This is a genomic window from Nostoc sp. C117 (genome assembly GCF_043099735.1).
Lineage (GTDB): Bacteria > Cyanobacteriota > Cyanobacteriia > Cyanobacteriales > Nostocaceae > Nostoc.
This window is the reverse complement of record NZ_CP170991.1, coordinates 235,933-252,897: the sequence shown is the minus strand read 5'-3', so window position 1 is coordinate 252,897 and position 16,965 is coordinate 235,933. Positions and strand designations below refer to the sequence as shown.

The window sequence follows — 16,965 nt, the reverse complement described above, 5'->3', positions numbered from 1 at the left end:
CTTTAATCTTACTCTTGTATTTTAAGGTAATTGTTGACTGTTAGCTGTTGACCGTTGACCAATTAACTTTTGACTTGCGATTTTGGCGCCGCCATTTACTCGCAGAAAGTAATTTTTCACTCATCGCCTAACTCTTGGAATCTCACTCTTATATTTAATTAGAAAATATTAACAATTTAGGAGTCAAAATACCTTACAGCATCTTGCTACAGGAGCCAGAATAGTTAAAGAATTAGAAAAACATTTGATGCTTGAAGAAGAATTCAGAATTCAGAAGTCAGAATTCAGGAGTCAGAATCAAGACGCTCGCGGACTCGCTAACGCTGCGCTATCAGTAGGGGATTCAGACCCGCCACTGATTGAAGACCACTAAATCTTCGATTTAGTGGGGGTCTTAAACCCCTTGATTCATCCGCCAGTCGCACAAAATTCATTCTGAATTCTGGCTCCTGACTCCTGAATTCTGTTTTGATAAATAATTAATCAAAAAAATTACTCAAGTGTGTGTAGCCCTTCTCTTAACAAGCACTTAACGCCCACAAGCTCGATAATATGACTCAAGTCCAAGTCGAACCCAAACTATACAGCTTCGATGAATTTATCAGCTGGTATCCCGAAAATTCAGAAGTCCGATACGAACTGCATGATGGAGTAATTATCGAAATGCCCAAGCCAAAGGGAAAACATTCAAATCTAACAGGTTCCCTGATTGAGCAACTATTGATAATTATCAGGCAGAGTGGCTTTGGAGGCATATGGACTATTCCCAGAGAATCAATCGTCAAACCTAAACGGGAAAAATCAGGTTACGAGCCAGATATCATCGTTTTAAATAAAGAAGTTCTTGGGGATGAACCCCGGTGGGAAAGCGAATCGATTATTCAAAATCCTGATTCTGTCAAATTAATCGTCGAAGTGGTTTCAACTAATTGGCGTGACGATTACTACGATAAAGTTCGAGATTATGAACAAATGGGCATCGAAGAATATTGGATTATCGATTATGCAGCACTGGGAGCGAGAAAGTTCATTGGTAACCCCAAGCAACCGACAATTTTTGTTTGTAACTTGGTTGACGGAGAATATCAGATGACTCCATTTACAGCAAATACGACCATTGTTTCCCCAATATTTCCCCAATTCAACTTAACTGCACAACAAATTTTTGATTTGGCTTCATAGACAAGCATTTACAGCATTTTTCACTTACGATTTTCGCGCCGCCACTTACTCCGTACTAAGCGAATTTCATCAAAAGTGTAGCTTTCACCTAGTTGTTCTTTAATGGGAGTGAGGGAAATATCACCGAGTACTTCTAAAACTTGCCAAATTTTTTGTTGATGTTCTAGAGGTACTAATTGATTTAAATCAACTGGCTGATTTTTCTCAATCAGTTTTTCTAGATGATTGCTAACTGTTGCCGGACTAAGGTTGCGTTTTTGGGCAATTTGAGCAATATTTAAACCTTGTTGATGTAATTGTAATGTCTGCAATTCAGTGTAAGAAGAAGATGAGTTGGGAGAGGATACAGAAGCAGAAGTAGCAGATTTATTTTTCAAACCTTTTTCTTGGCGGTAGGCGCGAATTTCTGTAATAAACTTTTCGCCATATTGAGCGAGTTTATGACTACCTACACCAGAAAGTTTGGCAAATTCAGCTAAGTTTTGGGGTTGAACTTGTACCATCAATTTTAAAGTGGAATCGTGGAAGATGACGTAAGGTGGTACAGATTGCTCATCAGCTAATTGTTTACGGAGCGATCGCAATTTCTGTAATAATATTTCTGCAACTTCTGCTTTTTCACTTCCCTGTTCCCAGGTAATCTTTTCCACTGTGGTTACAGCTAGGGAAACTGTACGCTGTTTTCGCATTACTTCCCAACTTAAGGCATTTAGTTTTAAAACTGAGTAACCATCGGTAGTTTGTTCTAGTAGCCCTTGATGTAAAAGCGATCGCCCCAACATTCGCCATTCGTCTACAGTTCTATCTTTGCCAATACCGTAGGTAGAAAGTTTATCGTGTTCGTATTGGATAATTTTGTCTTTTTTTGCTCCCCGCAACACATCAATTATGTGTAACATCCCAAACCTTTCTTTGCAACGCGCCACACAAGATAAAAATTTCATGGCTTCAATTGTCCAATCTTGCATGGGTTTGGGATGACGACAATTGTCACAGTTCCCGCAATTCCCAGGAAACCTTTCGCCAAAATAACCTAGTTGAATCGTTCGCCGACAATCAGTCCCTTCAGCGTAATCGATCATTTGTCGCAGCTGTTGTTTAGCAATCAACTGTTCTTGAGGATCGGTTTTTTGATCGATACTCCATTCAATTGTTTTAACATCACCAAAGCTGAAAAATATTGTACATCGAGATGGTTCTCCATCTCTACCTGCTCTACCAGATTCTTGATAATAACTTTCTATATTTCTGGGCAGATCGAAATGAACTACCAACCGCACATCGGGTTTATTAATTCCCATTCCAAAGGCAATTGTTGCCACCATAACGCGCACATCATCTCGAATAAATCGCGTTTGATTGCTACTACGTTCCTCATCAGTTAATCCGGCATGATAAGGCAAAACAACAACTTTATCATTTTGTAGTTTAAACGTGAGTTCATCAACTTTTTTCCGAGTTAAAGAATAAATAATTGTTGAACCTTCAGTTTCTCGAATTAGTTCTAATAATTCAGCGTAAGCATATTTAGTTTTTGGACGGACTTCGTAATAAAGGTTTTCACGATTAAAACTGGCAAGATGGATGCTAGGTTGCTTTAATCCTAGTTGTTGAATGATATCACTACGGACGCGATCGGTTGCTGTGGCGGTGAGGGCGACGGTAGGAACATCAGGATAGCGTTTCCTGAGAGATTTTAACTGGCGATATTCTGGACGAAAATCGTGCCCCCATTCCGAAACACAGTGCGCTTCATCAATCGCAAAGCTAGAAATGCCGATTTTTTCTTTAACTAAATCGAGAAACGGGAGAAACCTTTCACTTAACAGACGTTCCGGGGCGACGTAGAGTAATTTTACTTTACCGCTGAGGATGGCTTCTTCCCGCGATCGCACTTGGTAAGCATTTAAACTGCTATTGAGAAATGTGGCGTTAATATTATTATTTCGCAGTGCTTCTACTTGGTCTTGCATCAAAGCAATTAACGGCGACACTACCACAGTTAGTCCATTTTTCAACAATGCTGGTAGTTGAAAACACAGAGATTTCCCCCCACCAGTTGGCATCACAACCATTAAATCCCGATTTTGCAGCGCATCTTCGATAATTTGCCGTTGTCCGGGGCGGAATCGGTCGTAACCGAAGTGATATTTAAGCGCTTGTTCGAGATGGGGATACTGAAGCATAGCGATCGCTTTTTTAGAAGGCGTTCTGCGTTGGTAGTTATGAGGATAACAGCATTTTAGCCGAAGACGCGGAGGGCGGAGGGAGACAAATAAATTCAAAATTCAAAATGACGCTCTCTACAAGACGCTGCACTAACAAAACTCAAGTATTTTAGAACTGCTGCTTTCTGCCTCTTTTTTCCCAATTCCCCAAGCCTAATGACAAATTATTTTGACTTTGGTTTGATGCTCTATTTGAGGACATTTTATTCGTGATTGCAGAGCATCAATTTTTCGTAAAAGCGATACTCCCCACGCGATAGAAATTACTAACTTGATTGTCATACCCACGAGCAAAAGTGTGACTATTCTAGAAGATCTTTTCTGTTGAGCTAGCCTTTTTTGTTGTTCTGCAAGTCGTGCTTCTACTTCTCTAGCACGTTCTGCCTCTAATGCTTTATGTGCTTCTCGCCGATCTAATTCTTCACTAGCAGCTAAAAATTGATAATCTAAGTTGCTCAAGCTTTTGCCATTTGCCCAAACTTGGGCATCAATTAAAGCTTTTCCCCGCAATAAGCGAGATTCATCCTTTTGGTTTGAAGCTACCCATGCATTGAAAGTTTGGTAGTAGGGGCGAAAGTTGGCTAATTTTTTTCCAACCCATTCTAAATTGAAAACTTCTTGATAAATGCGGTTTTTAATTTGCAGAAAACCTTGCTTTTTGACGATCAAACCAGACAGTAATAGTTCTACCTGTTCTCGACTATCGTCTGCGGGCACTTGAATTCCTTGGAGGATTTGCTGATAAATTCCTAGCAATCTAGCGGCAGATTGTTCATTTCTGAGAATGCGATCGCGAATAGTTCGTAAATGCTCTGGTTCATCTTGTGATTCCCATTTTTCAATGATGTGCGATCGCACTACATTTTCTATCCAAAATTCTTCTGTACCAAGAGGAATTTTTAGCTTTCTACCGACATCATCTTGAGATAAACTTACCAGTAGCCGACATAGTTTTTGGGTCAGAAATGGTTGTCCTTTTGTCCAAGCTAATACTTCTTGTAAAAGTTTATGGGGATGATTGTCTTTAATATTTAGTCCTAGAGCTAATGGTTGAGCTTCTTCAAGTCTGAAACCATTTATTTCTATCCCTTTACCAATATTAAACGGGGTTGTATGGTTTCGATATGAAATTAAGTCTGAAGGTGTAGCAACGCCAAAAATTGCAAATGTAATCCGATTATATTCTGGATCAATTGCTCGTTGATTGTAGCAAAACCTAATCAAGCTAAAAAAGTCATCAACAGGGAAATCTAAGCTAAGAATATTATCAATTTCATCAATAAAAATAAATAGTCTTTCGTTAGAAAACTGAGTTAACAGTATTTCTGATATAAACTGACTGAGTTTTTGAACTAAAGAGATATCTTTTTTTTCTTCCCACCAGGCTTTTAAATTGACTTTTCCTAACAGTTCAAAACTTAACCATAGGTCACCTGCAACTCCTTTATACCACTGTTCTGGTGTGATATTTTCACAACCAATATTAGTCATATCAATGGTGGCGCATCGAAAGCCCTCTTGTTGCAAACGATGTTTTGTTTTGACCATTAGTGATGATTTGCCCATTTGCCTACAGCTAAGAATGTAGCAAAATTCACCCTGTTTCAAGGCATTGTAGAGTTCTATATCTGCCTTGCGCTTAACATAGCTAGGGGCATCACTGGTGAGCGTACCTCCAACTTGATATCGATAATTATTCATTTGATTAAAAATTTGAATTTAGAATTTGTTCTAAAGCTCTGCAAGAGTTTACCAGAATCATTACCCTCTTGAGTGCCTTGCTAACTGTTGGCTAAAATAAAGACGATATAACTCACACATCACGGAAACTCGATCGCCTTTTAGTTGAATTAAACCCATACTTTCTAGTTTATAAGCAGCGATCGCATCTAATTCTACTTTTTCATCTGTTGCAATTACCTGTTGCATCGCTGAAATTAATTGTGGTTCTTGTTGGAGTAAGCTGAGCAACTCTCGTAAGTGTTGAGTGTAAATTCCCACTGGTGTCGATGCTGTGTTGAGTAACATTTCTAGGGTCATTTCCCCCTGAGATAAATGATAAAATGCCAGGTTAACTAAATAAGGATGTCCTCCTACCATTGCTTGTAGCGGTGCAAGGCGTCTTGCTCCTTCTGATTTTGCTGCCCAATCCAGTCCGTAACGTTGTGCTAAATTCTGTACCTGGTTGAAGGTAAAAGGTGGCAGTGTAATTGTAATCCCGACATTAAAAGGTGATTGGTTGAGATTGAGGGGAATATAAATTTCTGTGGTATGAGCTACAACTAACCGCAGTTGTTGCCAAGTTCGATCGTGCTTTCCTTGTTCGTGCCAAAATCGTAACATTGGGAGAAAATCTTGGGCAATATTAGGGTGTTCAAAAACCCGCTGGACTTCATTTAAAGCTAAGACTAAAGCAGTGCGATCGATGCGTTGTAGCACATATGCTTGAAAATAGATTTTGCAGCTGACCTTGCTGCCCATTTCCACATCCCAAAAATCATCTAGACAGGGAAAAAGGTTTAACTGTCTGCTGACATTTACACAGAACCAACGCAAAAATTTATCCAAGGAAGCAAAAATATCTTCGTCAGCTTCCTGAAAGTCCAAATAGACAATTTGATAACCTTGCTCTCTCGCATGAGCAATCATCCGATTAAGGAGTGAACTTTTTCCCATTTTCCTGGGTGCTTTGATTCGGATTAAGCAGCCAGGTTGTACGACCTCACTACAAATAAGTTCTTCTACTGGAGGGCGATTAATATAAACATTAGAACCTAATGGCACAGGACTGCCAGGAAAGTCCATTTTGCTTGGGGAAGATAAATTTAGAGAAATCCTTCTGAATCTGAATTTTTTCTTGAGCTTTTGTTGTCCTTGATTCTCGTCCCAACCTATACGTTTCCAGTATTTCCTCAACACTAGATGCAGATTTTTTTTTGTTACTCTCTCTCCAATTACTTGAGAAAGATTTTGCCACACTTGAGAGCCAACTTGCTTTATGTAGTCGCTACCATAATCTGTTCCCTCTGCCATTTCATCATAAGTTTTGCCCAACCAAGATTGGTAAAGTACAAATCGTTCAATTAAACCGAGAGGCTTATCTTGTAGAATTCTTTCCACAGCTTCCAGAAATTCTTCCACGGTTATTAAAAATAAAACACTTAGAAATTTACACTTCTGTTTGGCCTAGTAATAATATACAACCTACAAAATACTTGAATACATAAAAATACGTCTGCAATGTTATTCTCAGTTAAGTAATCAGCATTTAAGTTGCATTGTAAGTATAATAGATCAGTAAGTATGAGTGCGCTAACTTGAGCGATCGCTATTAGTATAAACACTACTCAAGTTACACCTTTAGTCAACCAGCTTTTCGCTTTTGCATTAGTCCATCTATACAAGACGCCCATAACGTGCAGTGATAAGATTACCTGGATTGGATTGATTCGTTAGCCAAGCCCACATTTGATCGCCAAAACAAAAATGCCACCATTCTCTAGGATTGCGTTGAAAGCCGGCTTTTAACATGACATCTTGCAATAGCTGACGGGAAGCATGATATTTTTGTGCTTCAGGGCGATCGCCATTAGCATAATAATCGGGATGCGATCGCCCTGACATTTCATCAATGGGCGAACCCATATCTACTATTTCCCCACTATCATCCACCAGCGTCACATCTACCGCCCCACCAGTACTGTGAGGAGGGGGAGTTTTTTCATCCAAACTCGGTACAGCCCAAATTTCATAAACCGCTTCCCAAATCTCTTGGCGTTGGTTTGGTGATAACTCCACCCCAGTCAGTCCCCTATCTTTGACTGCTTGGGCGAAGCTGTAATCTACCATAAACTGCTGAACTGCGATCGGGCGATAAGCATCGAAGATTTGAATCCGCCACTTGGGATGCAGAATCTCCAGATAACTTTGCGCTTGAATCAAATTTTCAATAGCGCTTTGGCGGAGATAATAGGGAGAGCGATCGCCATAAGGCGCACCTAACTTTTCATAAGGATGGGGAGATTCTACCGCAAACAATTCTAAAGGAATCTTGATTAGCGGTTCACCGCACTCGAAAATTGGGATTTGATGATAAGGCCTCATCTAGTCAGCTACACAGGACTTACGCATTTTAACGCAAGCATAGCATTGTGCGTAACGATTCTCTTCTTCCTCTGTGTCCTTTGCGCCTCTGCGTGCAATAGCAATCTTTCTCAATCCTGAACAGTAAACCAAAAACTTTTTTCTAAAGGGCGATATCTACAGTGGGCTACGCCTACGCTAATAATATACTACGTATATAAAGTTATACAGCATTTATTAATCACATAAGGTACATCATAATCCCCTCTCAAAGAGCCTACGATTCACAAGACAAGTACTTTGGTTCACTTAACGTGAAACCCTTGTGAAGAGGTGATATTGAGTTCATTCACTTACGGTTACTCACCGCGTCACACCACCCTAACCCTCCCCGTATGTATTGGCTATGGCATACACACAAGTTATCGAATTAATACCAGTCCTCGAATTACCCCACCCTAACCCTCCCCGTATGTATTGGGGAGGGAACTAGATTCTCTTGTTTCCCCCCTTTACAAGGGGGGATTAAGGGGGGTAAAACGTATGTGGGACAAGCGTTTAAGCTTAAGTTGACACCAATGAACATGTTGTCCACCTACGATTATCTGTACTTCACCAACTTGCAATCTGCTGTATTATGAATCGTTGGCAGACCCAAATTAATCGCGCCCGAAAAATGTAAAAATACCATATACCTTATTCTCATTATTTAGAAATACCCTTGCACGAAAAATTAACAGAAAAGAATGAAGTATGGCAGATAAAACCAAAATTATTTCCTTTGAACTTTCCGACGGCAAAATAATTAAAGTAGAAGTTACGCCTATAGGGGAACAACCTGTTTCTGCTGAAACCAGAGTTTTTAAACAAGCAACAGAAATTATTAAATCCATTGCTGAAGATGTCGCAGGTACATTAAAAGATATTAGCGAGACAGTCAAACCAGATAAATTTAGTGTCAAACTAGGTTTACAAATTGGAGTTGAGTCAGGACAACTAACCGCTTTAATTGTCAAAGGAACAGGCACAGCTAACCTGGAAATTACGATGGAATGGAGTAAATAACAGTTGATTGTCTTATACCAATTTAATGTCAAATTGCACATATCTCGATCCCCCTAAATCCCCCTTAAAAAGGGGGACTTTAATAGATGTTTTTCCGGGTTCCCCCCTTCTTAAGGGGGGCTAGGGGGGATCGAATTATACGCAGCTTCATAGAAAATTGGTATTACAGTTGTGGTAATCTTTTTACAAAGATGCTACGTGAGAGCAATTAATGGGTAACGAAGACAATTTACAACGCTGTACAGTGCGTTTAAATGTTGCCAGTAGTCAGGGAACAGGTTTCTTTGTTGCACCGAATTGGATTCTCACCTGCGCCCATGTGGTCGAATCTGTGAAAGATAACCCTGTGCAAGTATTCTGGAAAGCAGGAAACCAGAATTACACAGCTAAGGTTACGCAATCATACAAATATCCCCTTGATTTAGCGCTTTTACAACTGTACGAGGATTGTTTGGATCATCCCTGTGTTGAATTGGATGACACAGAACCGAAAACCAACGATGACTTATATATTTTCGGTTATCCCAAGAATAGCGAAGTTGATTATTCGCAGGGAGATTCAGCAAGTTTTAAATATGAAGGAATAAGTTTTAAACAGGATATTATTCTCTATAAATTAAAGCAAGGGCAAGTTATCTCAGGCTTTAGTGGCTCGCCTTTGTTAAATTTACTCACAGGTAAAGTTTGTGGAATTGTGCATCTTTCCCGTGATGAGAGTAACGATTTAGGGGGACGGGCAGTTTCGGCTCAAGTTATTGTGCAACAGTTTCCCGAAATTGCCTTACTTAATAAACAATTTCATCAGCTAAAGCCCAAAAGTGATAATCCATTTGAATATGGTTCTCCTGTTTCTCCACAACGTTTTTATGGACGGAGAAAAGAGATTTTAGAGATTAAAAACCGCATTGGCGCGATTAGTCCTCAATGTGTCAATTTGGTAGGATTGCGGCGCAATGGAAAAACCTCCCTATTGCGATATATCAGAGAAAGAATCAGCGAATTTTGTTCGCCAGAACAAAAGCCTTTAGTTGTTGATTTAGATTTAACGAATGGTAAATTTCATACTCCAGAGGGGATTATTGAAGGCTTAAGGCGAAGGATTCACAAACTAACAGGGAATTTTCCTTGGTTAAAGGAAGATAATGAAGATGGCTTTGCAGTAGAAGATGGCTTACAGGTGTTAGTAGATGAAGGGTATCGTTTAATTATTTTATTGGATGAGTTTGAAGCCATTGCTAGTAAAAAAGATAGACTGGAATTGTTTCAGGATTGGGGAGAAGATTGGCGTTCTAAGGCTTGTGCAGGTTTATTAACAATGGTAATTGCCAGCAAACGCCCTCTTAATGAAGTTTACGAAACTTTGAGTCTAGGTTCTCCCTTTGCTAATATTTTCAGTACGACTATTTTAGGGGCATTAGAGGAGGAAGCTTGGCAAAACATCATCCAGAAAGGACAGAAAGAATTTTTGCCTAATTCTGCGGTATTACAATGGGTGGATGAGTTAGCAGGAGGGTTGCCCTATTATGTGCAGATGGCGGGGGCGATGTTGTGGCAAAACAGTAATCAAGAAATAGCTAAAAATGAGTTTAATTTTCAAACCAAGCCTCGTTTTGAAGAACTTTGGAAAGATTTAACCGAAGTTGAACGTTTAGCATTGCGTTATGAGTTGGGAGAGAGTAATTTACTTATTCTCGATCATTGGGCAATTTTAGATAGGCTTCAGCGTCATGGGTTATTACGAAAGAATGGGGGTTTATTTAGCAGTGTGTTTGCAGAGTTTGTGAAAGGTCAAAGATAAAACAATAAGCCAAAGATTCAAACATTAAATATAAAAAATGTTGCTGTTTTTGCGAGAAACTTGGGAACTATTTTGGTGGGCAATGTTTTTTCCTTCAAGGGTTCAGCAAAGAATCAATGAATGGTTGCCTCAAAAAGAAAAAGATGGACGCAGACCAGACACAAGTTTTTTGTATATTTTGGTTTTCGGAAATTTACGATTTCTTAGTCAGTATCTATTACTATTATTTATTTTTAATACCCCTCTGATTTTAAAGCTAATTGAGCGTCATCAATTATTAGATTGGTTACAGTTACCTTCTGTAATCTTAATTGCTTACACGACAGGAGTTTTATTTTTACCTTTAGGACTGGTTATCCCTTTGTTATGGTTCATAGTTGTATTAAATCAGCCTGATAGCTGGTTAAAGGGCTTAATAGAAGCTATTAAAGTTTTACCTCCTTTACCTCAAATGGGGATAGGTCTTGCAGTTTTTGGAGTATCTATATCATTAACTGTTTGGTTAATATTGCAACTGTTAAAAAAAGAACATCTTTTCTTTGCTCGTAATGTGATGGTGGTGGGGGGAACAATCAGTGTGATGTTAGGAGCGTGGTTAGCAACTCAAAACTGGCTGTTTCTGTTGTTAATAAGTGGAATGACAGGCTTTGTCCTATTTTCAGCAAGAGAAAGCATAAAAAATAGTTATGATGCGGTTGTCGTGGCGGTCGTCGTGGCAGTTGGAGTGGCGGTCGTCGTGGCGGTCATCGTGGCGGGAGTCGTGACGGAAGAAGTAACGGTCGTCCTGGCGGGAGTCATGGCGGTCGTCGTGGCGGGAGTCGTGGCGGGAGTCGTGGCGGTCGGAGTGGCGGGAGAAGTGGCGGTCGGAGTGGCGGGAGAAGTGGCGGTCGGAGTGGCGGTCGGAGTGGCGGTCGGAGTGGCGGTCGGAGTGGCGGGAGAAGTAGCGGGAGAAGTAGCGGTCGTCATGGTGGTCGTCGTGGCGTTCGTCGTGGCGGGAGGCGTGGCGTTCGTCGTGGCGGGAGTCGTGGCGGGAGTCGTGGCGTTCGTCGTGGCGTTCGTCGTGGCGGGAGTCGTGGCGTTCGTCGTGGCGGGAGTTGCTACTTTACCGCTTACTTGGTTTTCGGTTGTTGCAAGTTTAATCGCTTTTGCTCTTGCACCAGCAAAAGCCAACAGAGTTTTTATCACCACTACAGTGATTTTAATAGCTCTTTCTGCCCAAAATTTAGGATGGCGTTCAGCATTAATTATTCCTGTAACCTTAGTCAGCTATTACAGAATATTTCCTGATTATTACTTTACCTCTATTAATTATTATATATTTACTCATGCTTTACTAAAAGTTTTTAGATTTTCAGATTCAACAATTAGGTGGTTCCGTCCCCAAACAGCAAAAATACTTTTTCAATTACCTCCTTACACTAGCGAACTCCTGTGGATACCTTTACCTAATCATGCTCAACTTCTTGTTTCTGAATTTCGTGAAAGACCTCAACAAGCCTTAACAATCTTTCAATATACGCAAACTTTTTCTTTACCAGGATTTCAAATAACCCTGCAAAATGCCTTACCACAAATTGTCGCCGATCAACTCAAGCAAATTAAAAGTATTCCAGAACTAATCTTTACTGCCAACTCAGACCATCCTATATTACCCTTTTTGATTTCCCCCTTCTATCACCTCGATTTTGACAGCGACAGCCCCGTTCTAGAAACACCTTTACCAAAGGTTAAACCCGAACTTTCTATCCTTCTTTCTCGCTTGCAAACTATTAATCAAGATATTCAATCTGCACTTGAAAATCAAAATATACACCTACGAGAACGAGGATTAGAAAAAATCAATAACAAGCTTGAGCGGTTACAATCTCAATTACCCTCTCTCGGACTTAAAAACGAAGCCATCAAACGCTGGACACCTGTACTGGAAGAGTGGCAAAGGGTTCTTGAACTGGAACAAAATGAACAACGCAAACTCTCTCAAGGCGAACTAATCAACCCGTTCCAATATGGAAATCCGGTGCGACTTGACCAAAAAAACTTGTTTAAAGGTCGTCAGAGATTTGCCAATGAAGTTGTCCGTCGAGTTTTAGACCGTGACCGACCTACCCTTGTGCTGCATGGCCCTCGTCGCTGTGGTAAAACTTCCTTTTTGTATAACTTTCCCCGTCTGCTTCCCAGTGATATTCTCCCCGTATTTGTGGATATGCAAAGTTCCGCCATTACCACCAACGAATCTGACTTTTGCTTTGGCTTAGTCCGGGCAATTCATAAAGACTGCAAAAGTCAAGGCGTTCAATTACCAAACATTCCTAAACGCACCGATTTTCAAGCTAGTCCCTATACCACTTTAGAAGATTGGTTTGATGAAGCATTTGCCCAAATCGGAGAACGGCGCATCCTTCTCAACCTTGATGAATTTGAAAAAATCGGTACTGCCATCCAAAAGGGACAGATAACTATACGTTTATTTGACGAACTGCGCCACTTAATTCAACATTATGAAAAACTCGGTTTTCTCTTTTCTGGGGTGCAAACTTTAGAAGAATTAGGCCCGAATTGGAGTAGCTATTTTATCAGCGTTGTCCCGATAGAAATGCTTTATCTTGAACCTAGCGAAGCCGAGGAATTACTGCTTAATCCAGATCCAGATTTTAAACTGCGTTACGATGCAGACATTGTAAAAGAAGTATTAAAGCTTACCAGTTGTCACCCTTACTGCCTACAATTATTGGGCGCATCAATGGTGAATCAAGCTAACTTTAACCATACTGATTTGATTACTGCTGAACTCTTGCAAGCTTCTATTAATGACGCATTTACTTCTGGTCAGCCTTATTTTACAAATATTTGGACAGAATTTACAGGAACTACACCAGAAGAAATGGTAATTGGTCAAGAATTATTATTACAAGTTGCCAGAACAGATATTTTATTACCTATAACTACTGAAATTGCTGAAAAAGTATTAACCCGCTTGTTGCGTTATCATATTTTACACAAAATCAATGGAGGATATGATTTTGAAATTCCTCTGTTAAAACAATGGGTGAAAGAGCGTGCAGTAAGAAGCTAATTATTTAAAGTATAGTAGGTTGGGCTTACCGAGTGAGAACCCAACGTTGATCTCGGTGTTGGGTTTCACTTCGTTCAACCCAACCTACAATTTTTTTGCAACATTTTAGTCTTGTCACGCCACTACTGGCTAACGTACTCCGATGGAGAAGCAAGTTACCCGTAGCATCTGGCAGAAAAAGTATTGCTGTTTTAATCAAATAATTTTGTTCATGAAAACGATGTGTTTGTTCATGAAAACGATGCCTTTGTTCATGAAAACGATGCCTTTGTTTATGAACGCGATGCGTTTGTTCATGAACGCGATGCGTTTGTTCATGAAAACGATGCCTTTGTTCATGAAAATTATAATTTACAGCGTATTTCAGGTAAATGAAGTACACGGGTAGGGGCACAGCCATGTTCGCTACCGATTCTCGTTTGGATGCAATACGCTGTAGGGGCGCTAAGCTGTGCATTGGTGTCAACTTAACGCGAAACCCTTGTGAAGAGGTGATATCGAGTTCATTCACTTACGGTTACTCACCGCGTCACCTCACCCTAACCCTCCCCGTATGTATTGGGGAGGGAACTAGATTTCTTTTTCCCCCCTTTATAAGGGGGGATTAAGGGGGGTAAAAGGTACGTGGGACAAGCGTTTAAGCTGAAGTTGACACCAATGACAGCTGTGCGCCCCTACGAACGGGCGTATTTTACCCAAGTGAGAATCGCTATAGTATCCAAAAGTTTAACTTTTTTCATTAATCCAAAATCGATTGACGGTTTGTTTTTTCAAAAATGCTCAATCAAAACCAAATACCTTTGTTAGATGCCTTAAAAGCCAATGCAGCCCGTCCTCACGCTCCCTTTTACACTCCAGGACATAAACAAGGTGAGGGAATTTCTCAACCTTTGGCTGATTTACTTGGTAAAGCCGTCTTTTGCGCTGATTTAACCGAATTAACAGATTTAGATAATCTCTTTGCACCCCAAGGCGTTATTCAAGAAGCACAACAACTTGCAGCTGAAGCGTTTGGTGCTTCGCAAACATGGTTCCTTGTCAATGGTTCTACCTGTGGGATTGAAGCGGCAATTCTCGCTACCTGTGGCACAGGCGATAAAATTATTTTGCCTCGAAATGTACATTCTTCGGCGATCGCAGGTTTAATTCTCTCTGGTGCTATACCAATTTTTCTCAATCCTGAATATGACCCAGTTTTAGATATTGCCCATAGCATTACGCCCAATGCCCTAGAATCTGCACTCCAACAACATCCCGACACTAAAGCAGTGTTGATAGTTTACCCCACATATTACGGTGTTTGCGGAGATTTAAGGGCGATCGCCAACATCACACATCAACACAATATTCCTCTACTGGTAGATGAAGCACACGGCGCACACTTTGCCTTTCATCCCCAATTACCCACTCCAGCTTTAGCCGCAGGTGCCGATTTAACTGTCCAATCCATCCACAAAGTACTTGGTGCTATGACACAGGCATCAATGTTGCATATCCAAGGTAACAGGATAGATAGCGATCGCATTAGTAAAGCTTTACAGCTTCTACAGTCTACCAGTCCTAGTTATATACTCTTAGCTTCTCTAGATGCAGCGCGTCAGCAAATGGCACTCCACGGAAAAATGCTGATGTCTCGCACTTTGGAACTTGCTGAAGAAGCTAGAAGCAAAATCACCCAAATTCCTGGCTTATCGGTTTTAAGCCCCCCTTCTCAAGGGGGGTTGGGGGGATCTCCCGGTTTTGTAGCTTTAGACAAAACGCGACTATCTGTCACTGTTTCTAACTTAGGTTTAACCGGATTTGAAGCAGAGGAAATTTTGGATGAAAAATTTAGCGTTACCGCTGAATTCGCTTCACTGCAACACCTGACTTTTATTATTAGTTTGGGGAACACCCAAGCAGATATTGAGCAATTAGTGCAAAGTTTTACCATCCTTGCCAAAGAATATCGCCGAACCAAATTGAGTGTTAAAAACTATATTTGGCAGGATTTTGTCGGAACCTTGAGTACTAATTTACACTTGTCTCCCCGTGAAGCTTTTTTTGCTGTTAGTGAAACATTGCCTGTAACACAGACAAGCGATCGCATTTGTGCTGAAATCGTCTGTCCGTATCCTCCGGGAATTCCCGTGTTAATGCCGGGAGAAGTCATTACCAAACCTGCGCTTGACTATCTGCAACAAATCCAGGCAATGGGAGGATTTATCAGTGGTTGTAATGATACAAGCTTCAAAACTTTGAAAGTGGTGAAAATTTGATTTTTCTCTGGCGATGACTCACAAAAATAGATTTTGTTCTCTAGGAGACACTAGGCGAACATTTTAGATTTTGGATTTTGAATTTTGAATTGCTTATATCCTTGCTCTACACCTTCTAAAATAGAGATAGACTTTATTGAGATTTGTATAGTTGGGGAAAAGCTGTCATGGCTCCCGCCGTTTTAATTCAAAATCTGCAAAAACGCTACGGCACAGTGGTCGCCGTCCAGGATGTTTCCTTTGAGGTAGAATCAGGAGAAATCTTTGGTCTACTTGGCCCCAACGGAGCTGGCAAGACTACTACCTTGCGTGCTTTGTGTACACTCACCACACCGGATGCTGGCAAAATTGAAGTATCTGGCATCTCTGTTTTAGATAATCCCAAACTGGCGAGACAACGACTAGGCTATGTAGCTCAGGAAGTTGCTATAGATAAAGTGTTGACTGGAAAAGAACTGCTCCAATTGCAAGCAGCACTTTATCACCTTCCAGGCGCAGTAGCCAAACAGCGCATTGAGAAAGTATTAGATTTACTTGATTTAGAAGAATACGCCAACAAAAAAACTGGAACCTACTCTGGCGGTTTACGCAAGCGCCTTGACTTGGCGGCTGGGTTACTCCATTCACCGGATGTTTTAGTCTTGGATGAGCCAACCGTCGGGCTTGACATAGAAACCCGTTTTGTGGTATGGGATTTCCTGAGAAAATTACGCGCCTCTGGGACGACGGTAGTAATTACCAGCCATTATTTAGAAGAGATTGACGCTTTAGCCGATCGCGTGGCAATTATCGATCGCGGCGTTGTGATTGCTGGTGGCACACCATCACAATTGAAAGATCAAGTAGGGGGCGATCGCGTCACTTTGCGAATTCGGGAGTTTTCCCCCTTTGAAGAAGCGGAAAAAGCCAAAAACCTGCTGCAACCTTTGCCGTTTGTCCAAGAAGTCATCATCAACAGCGCTCAAGGTAATTCTCTCAACTTGGTGGTGACACCCCAAAATGATGTGCTGATTAACATACAGCAAGCCCTGAATACTGCTGGCTTACCCATATTTGGCATCGCCCAATCTCGCCCCAGCCTCGATGACGTTTACCTCGCCGCCACCGGACGCACACTAATGGATGCAGAACTAGCAGCCGTTGCTACTCGCGATCCGAAAGCTGAGAAAAAGCAGAATATGAGATAGGGAATGGGGAGTGGGGCATGGGAGCAGAGGGGCAGAGGGGCAGAGGGGCAGAGGGAGAATAAGAACTCCCCACTCCCAATGCTCAATCCCC

Annotated in this window: 11 protein-coding genes; 6 read left to right on the top strand and 5 right to left on the bottom strand. The window is 41.0% G+C overall.

Going from position 1 to position 16,965, the window contains the following annotated elements; translation table 11 throughout:
- The first annotated feature begins 552 nt into the window (after positions 1-552).
- Positions 553-1,182 (top strand): Uma2 family endonuclease, encoded by a 630-nt coding sequence (locus tag ACFG4S_RS02845; protein ID WP_392533364.1) that lies wholly within the window; start codon positions 553-555, stop codon positions 1,180-1,182.
- Between the two features lie 20 nt (positions 1,183-1,202).
- On the opposite strand, the gene recQ is transcribed toward ACFG4S_RS02845, so the two are convergent.
- From recQ to ACFG4S_RS02825, 4 genes are all read right to left on the bottom strand, one after another.
- Positions 1,203-3,368, bottom strand: coding sequence for a DNA helicase RecQ (recQ, locus tag ACFG4S_RS02840; protein WP_392535890.1), 2,166 nt, complete (start codon positions 3,366-3,368; stop codon positions 1,203-1,205).
- Positions 3,369-3,563: 195 nt separating this feature from the next.
- Positions 3,564-5,111 carry an AAA-like domain-containing protein gene (locus ACFG4S_RS02835; RefSeq protein ID WP_392533363.1) on the bottom strand — a complete coding sequence of 516 codons (1,548 nt, stop codon included), beginning with the start codon at positions 5,109-5,111 and terminating at the stop codon, positions 3,564-3,566.
- Between the two features lie 60 nt (positions 5,112-5,171).
- Positions 5,172-6,530, bottom strand: a complete 1,359-nt coding sequence (locus ACFG4S_RS02830) for an AAA-like domain-containing protein (RefSeq protein ID WP_392533362.1) — start codon at positions 6,528-6,530, stop codon at positions 5,172-5,174.
- Positions 6,531-6,806: 276 nt separating this feature from the next.
- Positions 6,807-7,514, bottom strand: coding sequence for a M15 family metallopeptidase (locus ACFG4S_RS02825; protein WP_392533361.1), 708 nt, complete (start codon positions 7,512-7,514; stop codon positions 6,807-6,809).
- A gap of 732 nt (positions 7,515-8,246) precedes the next feature.
- On the opposite strand from ACFG4S_RS02825, the gene ACFG4S_RS02820 reads away from it, so the two are divergent.
- The 3 genes from ACFG4S_RS02820 (at position 8,247) to ACFG4S_RS02810 (ending at position 13,429) form a co-directional block, all read left to right on the top strand.
- A complete protein-coding gene (locus ACFG4S_RS02820; protein ID WP_392533360.1) occupies positions 8,247-8,558 on the top strand; it encodes a CU044_2847 family protein in 312 nt (103 codons plus the stop codon).
- A 211-nt stretch (positions 8,559-8,769) separates the two neighbouring features.
- A complete protein-coding gene (locus tag ACFG4S_RS02815) occupies positions 8,770-10,356 on the top strand; it encodes a trypsin-like peptidase domain-containing protein (protein ID WP_392533359.1) in 1,587 nt (528 codons plus the stop codon).
- A gap of 37 nt (positions 10,357-10,393) precedes the next feature.
- Positions 10,394-13,429 carry a hypothetical protein gene (locus tag ACFG4S_RS02810; protein ID WP_392533358.1) on the top strand — a complete coding sequence of 1,012 codons (3,036 nt, stop codon included), beginning with the start codon at positions 10,394-10,396 and terminating at the stop codon, positions 13,427-13,429.
- A 25-nt stretch (positions 13,430-13,454) separates the two neighbouring features.
- Here the strand turns inward: ACFG4S_RS02810 and ACFG4S_RS02805 are convergent, their stop codons facing one another.
- Positions 13,455-13,940, bottom strand: coding sequence for a hypothetical protein (locus ACFG4S_RS02805; RefSeq protein ID WP_392533357.1), 486 nt, complete (start codon positions 13,938-13,940; stop codon positions 13,455-13,457).
- Positions 13,941-14,205: 265 nt separating this feature from the next.
- Between ACFG4S_RS02805 and ACFG4S_RS02800 the strand changes: the two genes are divergently transcribed.
- Together ACFG4S_RS02800 and ACFG4S_RS02795 are read left to right on the top strand one after the other, a co-directional pair.
- Positions 14,206-15,687 (top strand): aminotransferase class I/II-fold pyridoxal phosphate-dependent enzyme, encoded by a 1,482-nt coding sequence (locus tag ACFG4S_RS02800; protein WP_392533356.1) that lies wholly within the window; start codon positions 14,206-14,208, stop codon positions 15,685-15,687.
- Between the two features lie 167 nt (positions 15,688-15,854).
- Complete coding sequence (locus ACFG4S_RS02795) at positions 15,855-16,874, top strand: ATP-binding cassette domain-containing protein (RefSeq protein ID WP_392533355.1); 1,020 nt, start codon at positions 15,855-15,857, stop codon at positions 16,872-16,874.
- Positions 16,875-16,965: the final 91 nt, after the last annotated feature.

Bases quoted from the DNA above. Each gene is read 5' to 3' on its own strand.
- ACFG4S_RS02845 (WP_392533364.1), top strand. From the start codon at position 553: ATGACTCAAGTCCAAGTCGAACCCAAACTATACAGCTTCGATGAATTT.
- recQ (WP_392535890.1), bottom strand. From the start codon at position 3,368: ATGCTTCAGTATCCCCATCTCGAACAAGCGCTTAAATATCACTTCGGT.
- ACFG4S_RS02835 (WP_392533363.1), bottom strand. From the start codon at position 5,111: ATGAATAATTATCGATATCAAGTTGGAGGTACGCTCACCAGTGATGCC.
- ACFG4S_RS02825 (WP_392533361.1), bottom strand. From the start codon at position 7,514: ATGAGGCCTTATCATCAAATCCCAATTTTCGAGTGCGGTGAACCGCTA.
- ACFG4S_RS02820 (WP_392533360.1), top strand. From the start codon at position 8,247: ATGGCAGATAAAACCAAAATTATTTCCTTTGAACTTTCCGACGGCAAA.
- ACFG4S_RS02815 (WP_392533359.1), top strand. From the start codon at position 8,770: ATGGGTAACGAAGACAATTTACAACGCTGTACAGTGCGTTTAAATGTT.
- ACFG4S_RS02810 (WP_392533358.1), top strand. From the start codon at position 10,394: ATGTTGCTGTTTTTGCGAGAAACTTGGGAACTATTTTGGTGGGCAATG.
- ACFG4S_RS02800 (WP_392533356.1), top strand. From the start codon at position 14,206: ATGCTCAATCAAAACCAAATACCTTTGTTAGATGCCTTAAAAGCCAAT.
- ACFG4S_RS02795 (WP_392533355.1), top strand. From the start codon at position 15,855: ATGGCTCCCGCCGTTTTAATTCAAAATCTGCAAAAACGCTACGGCACA.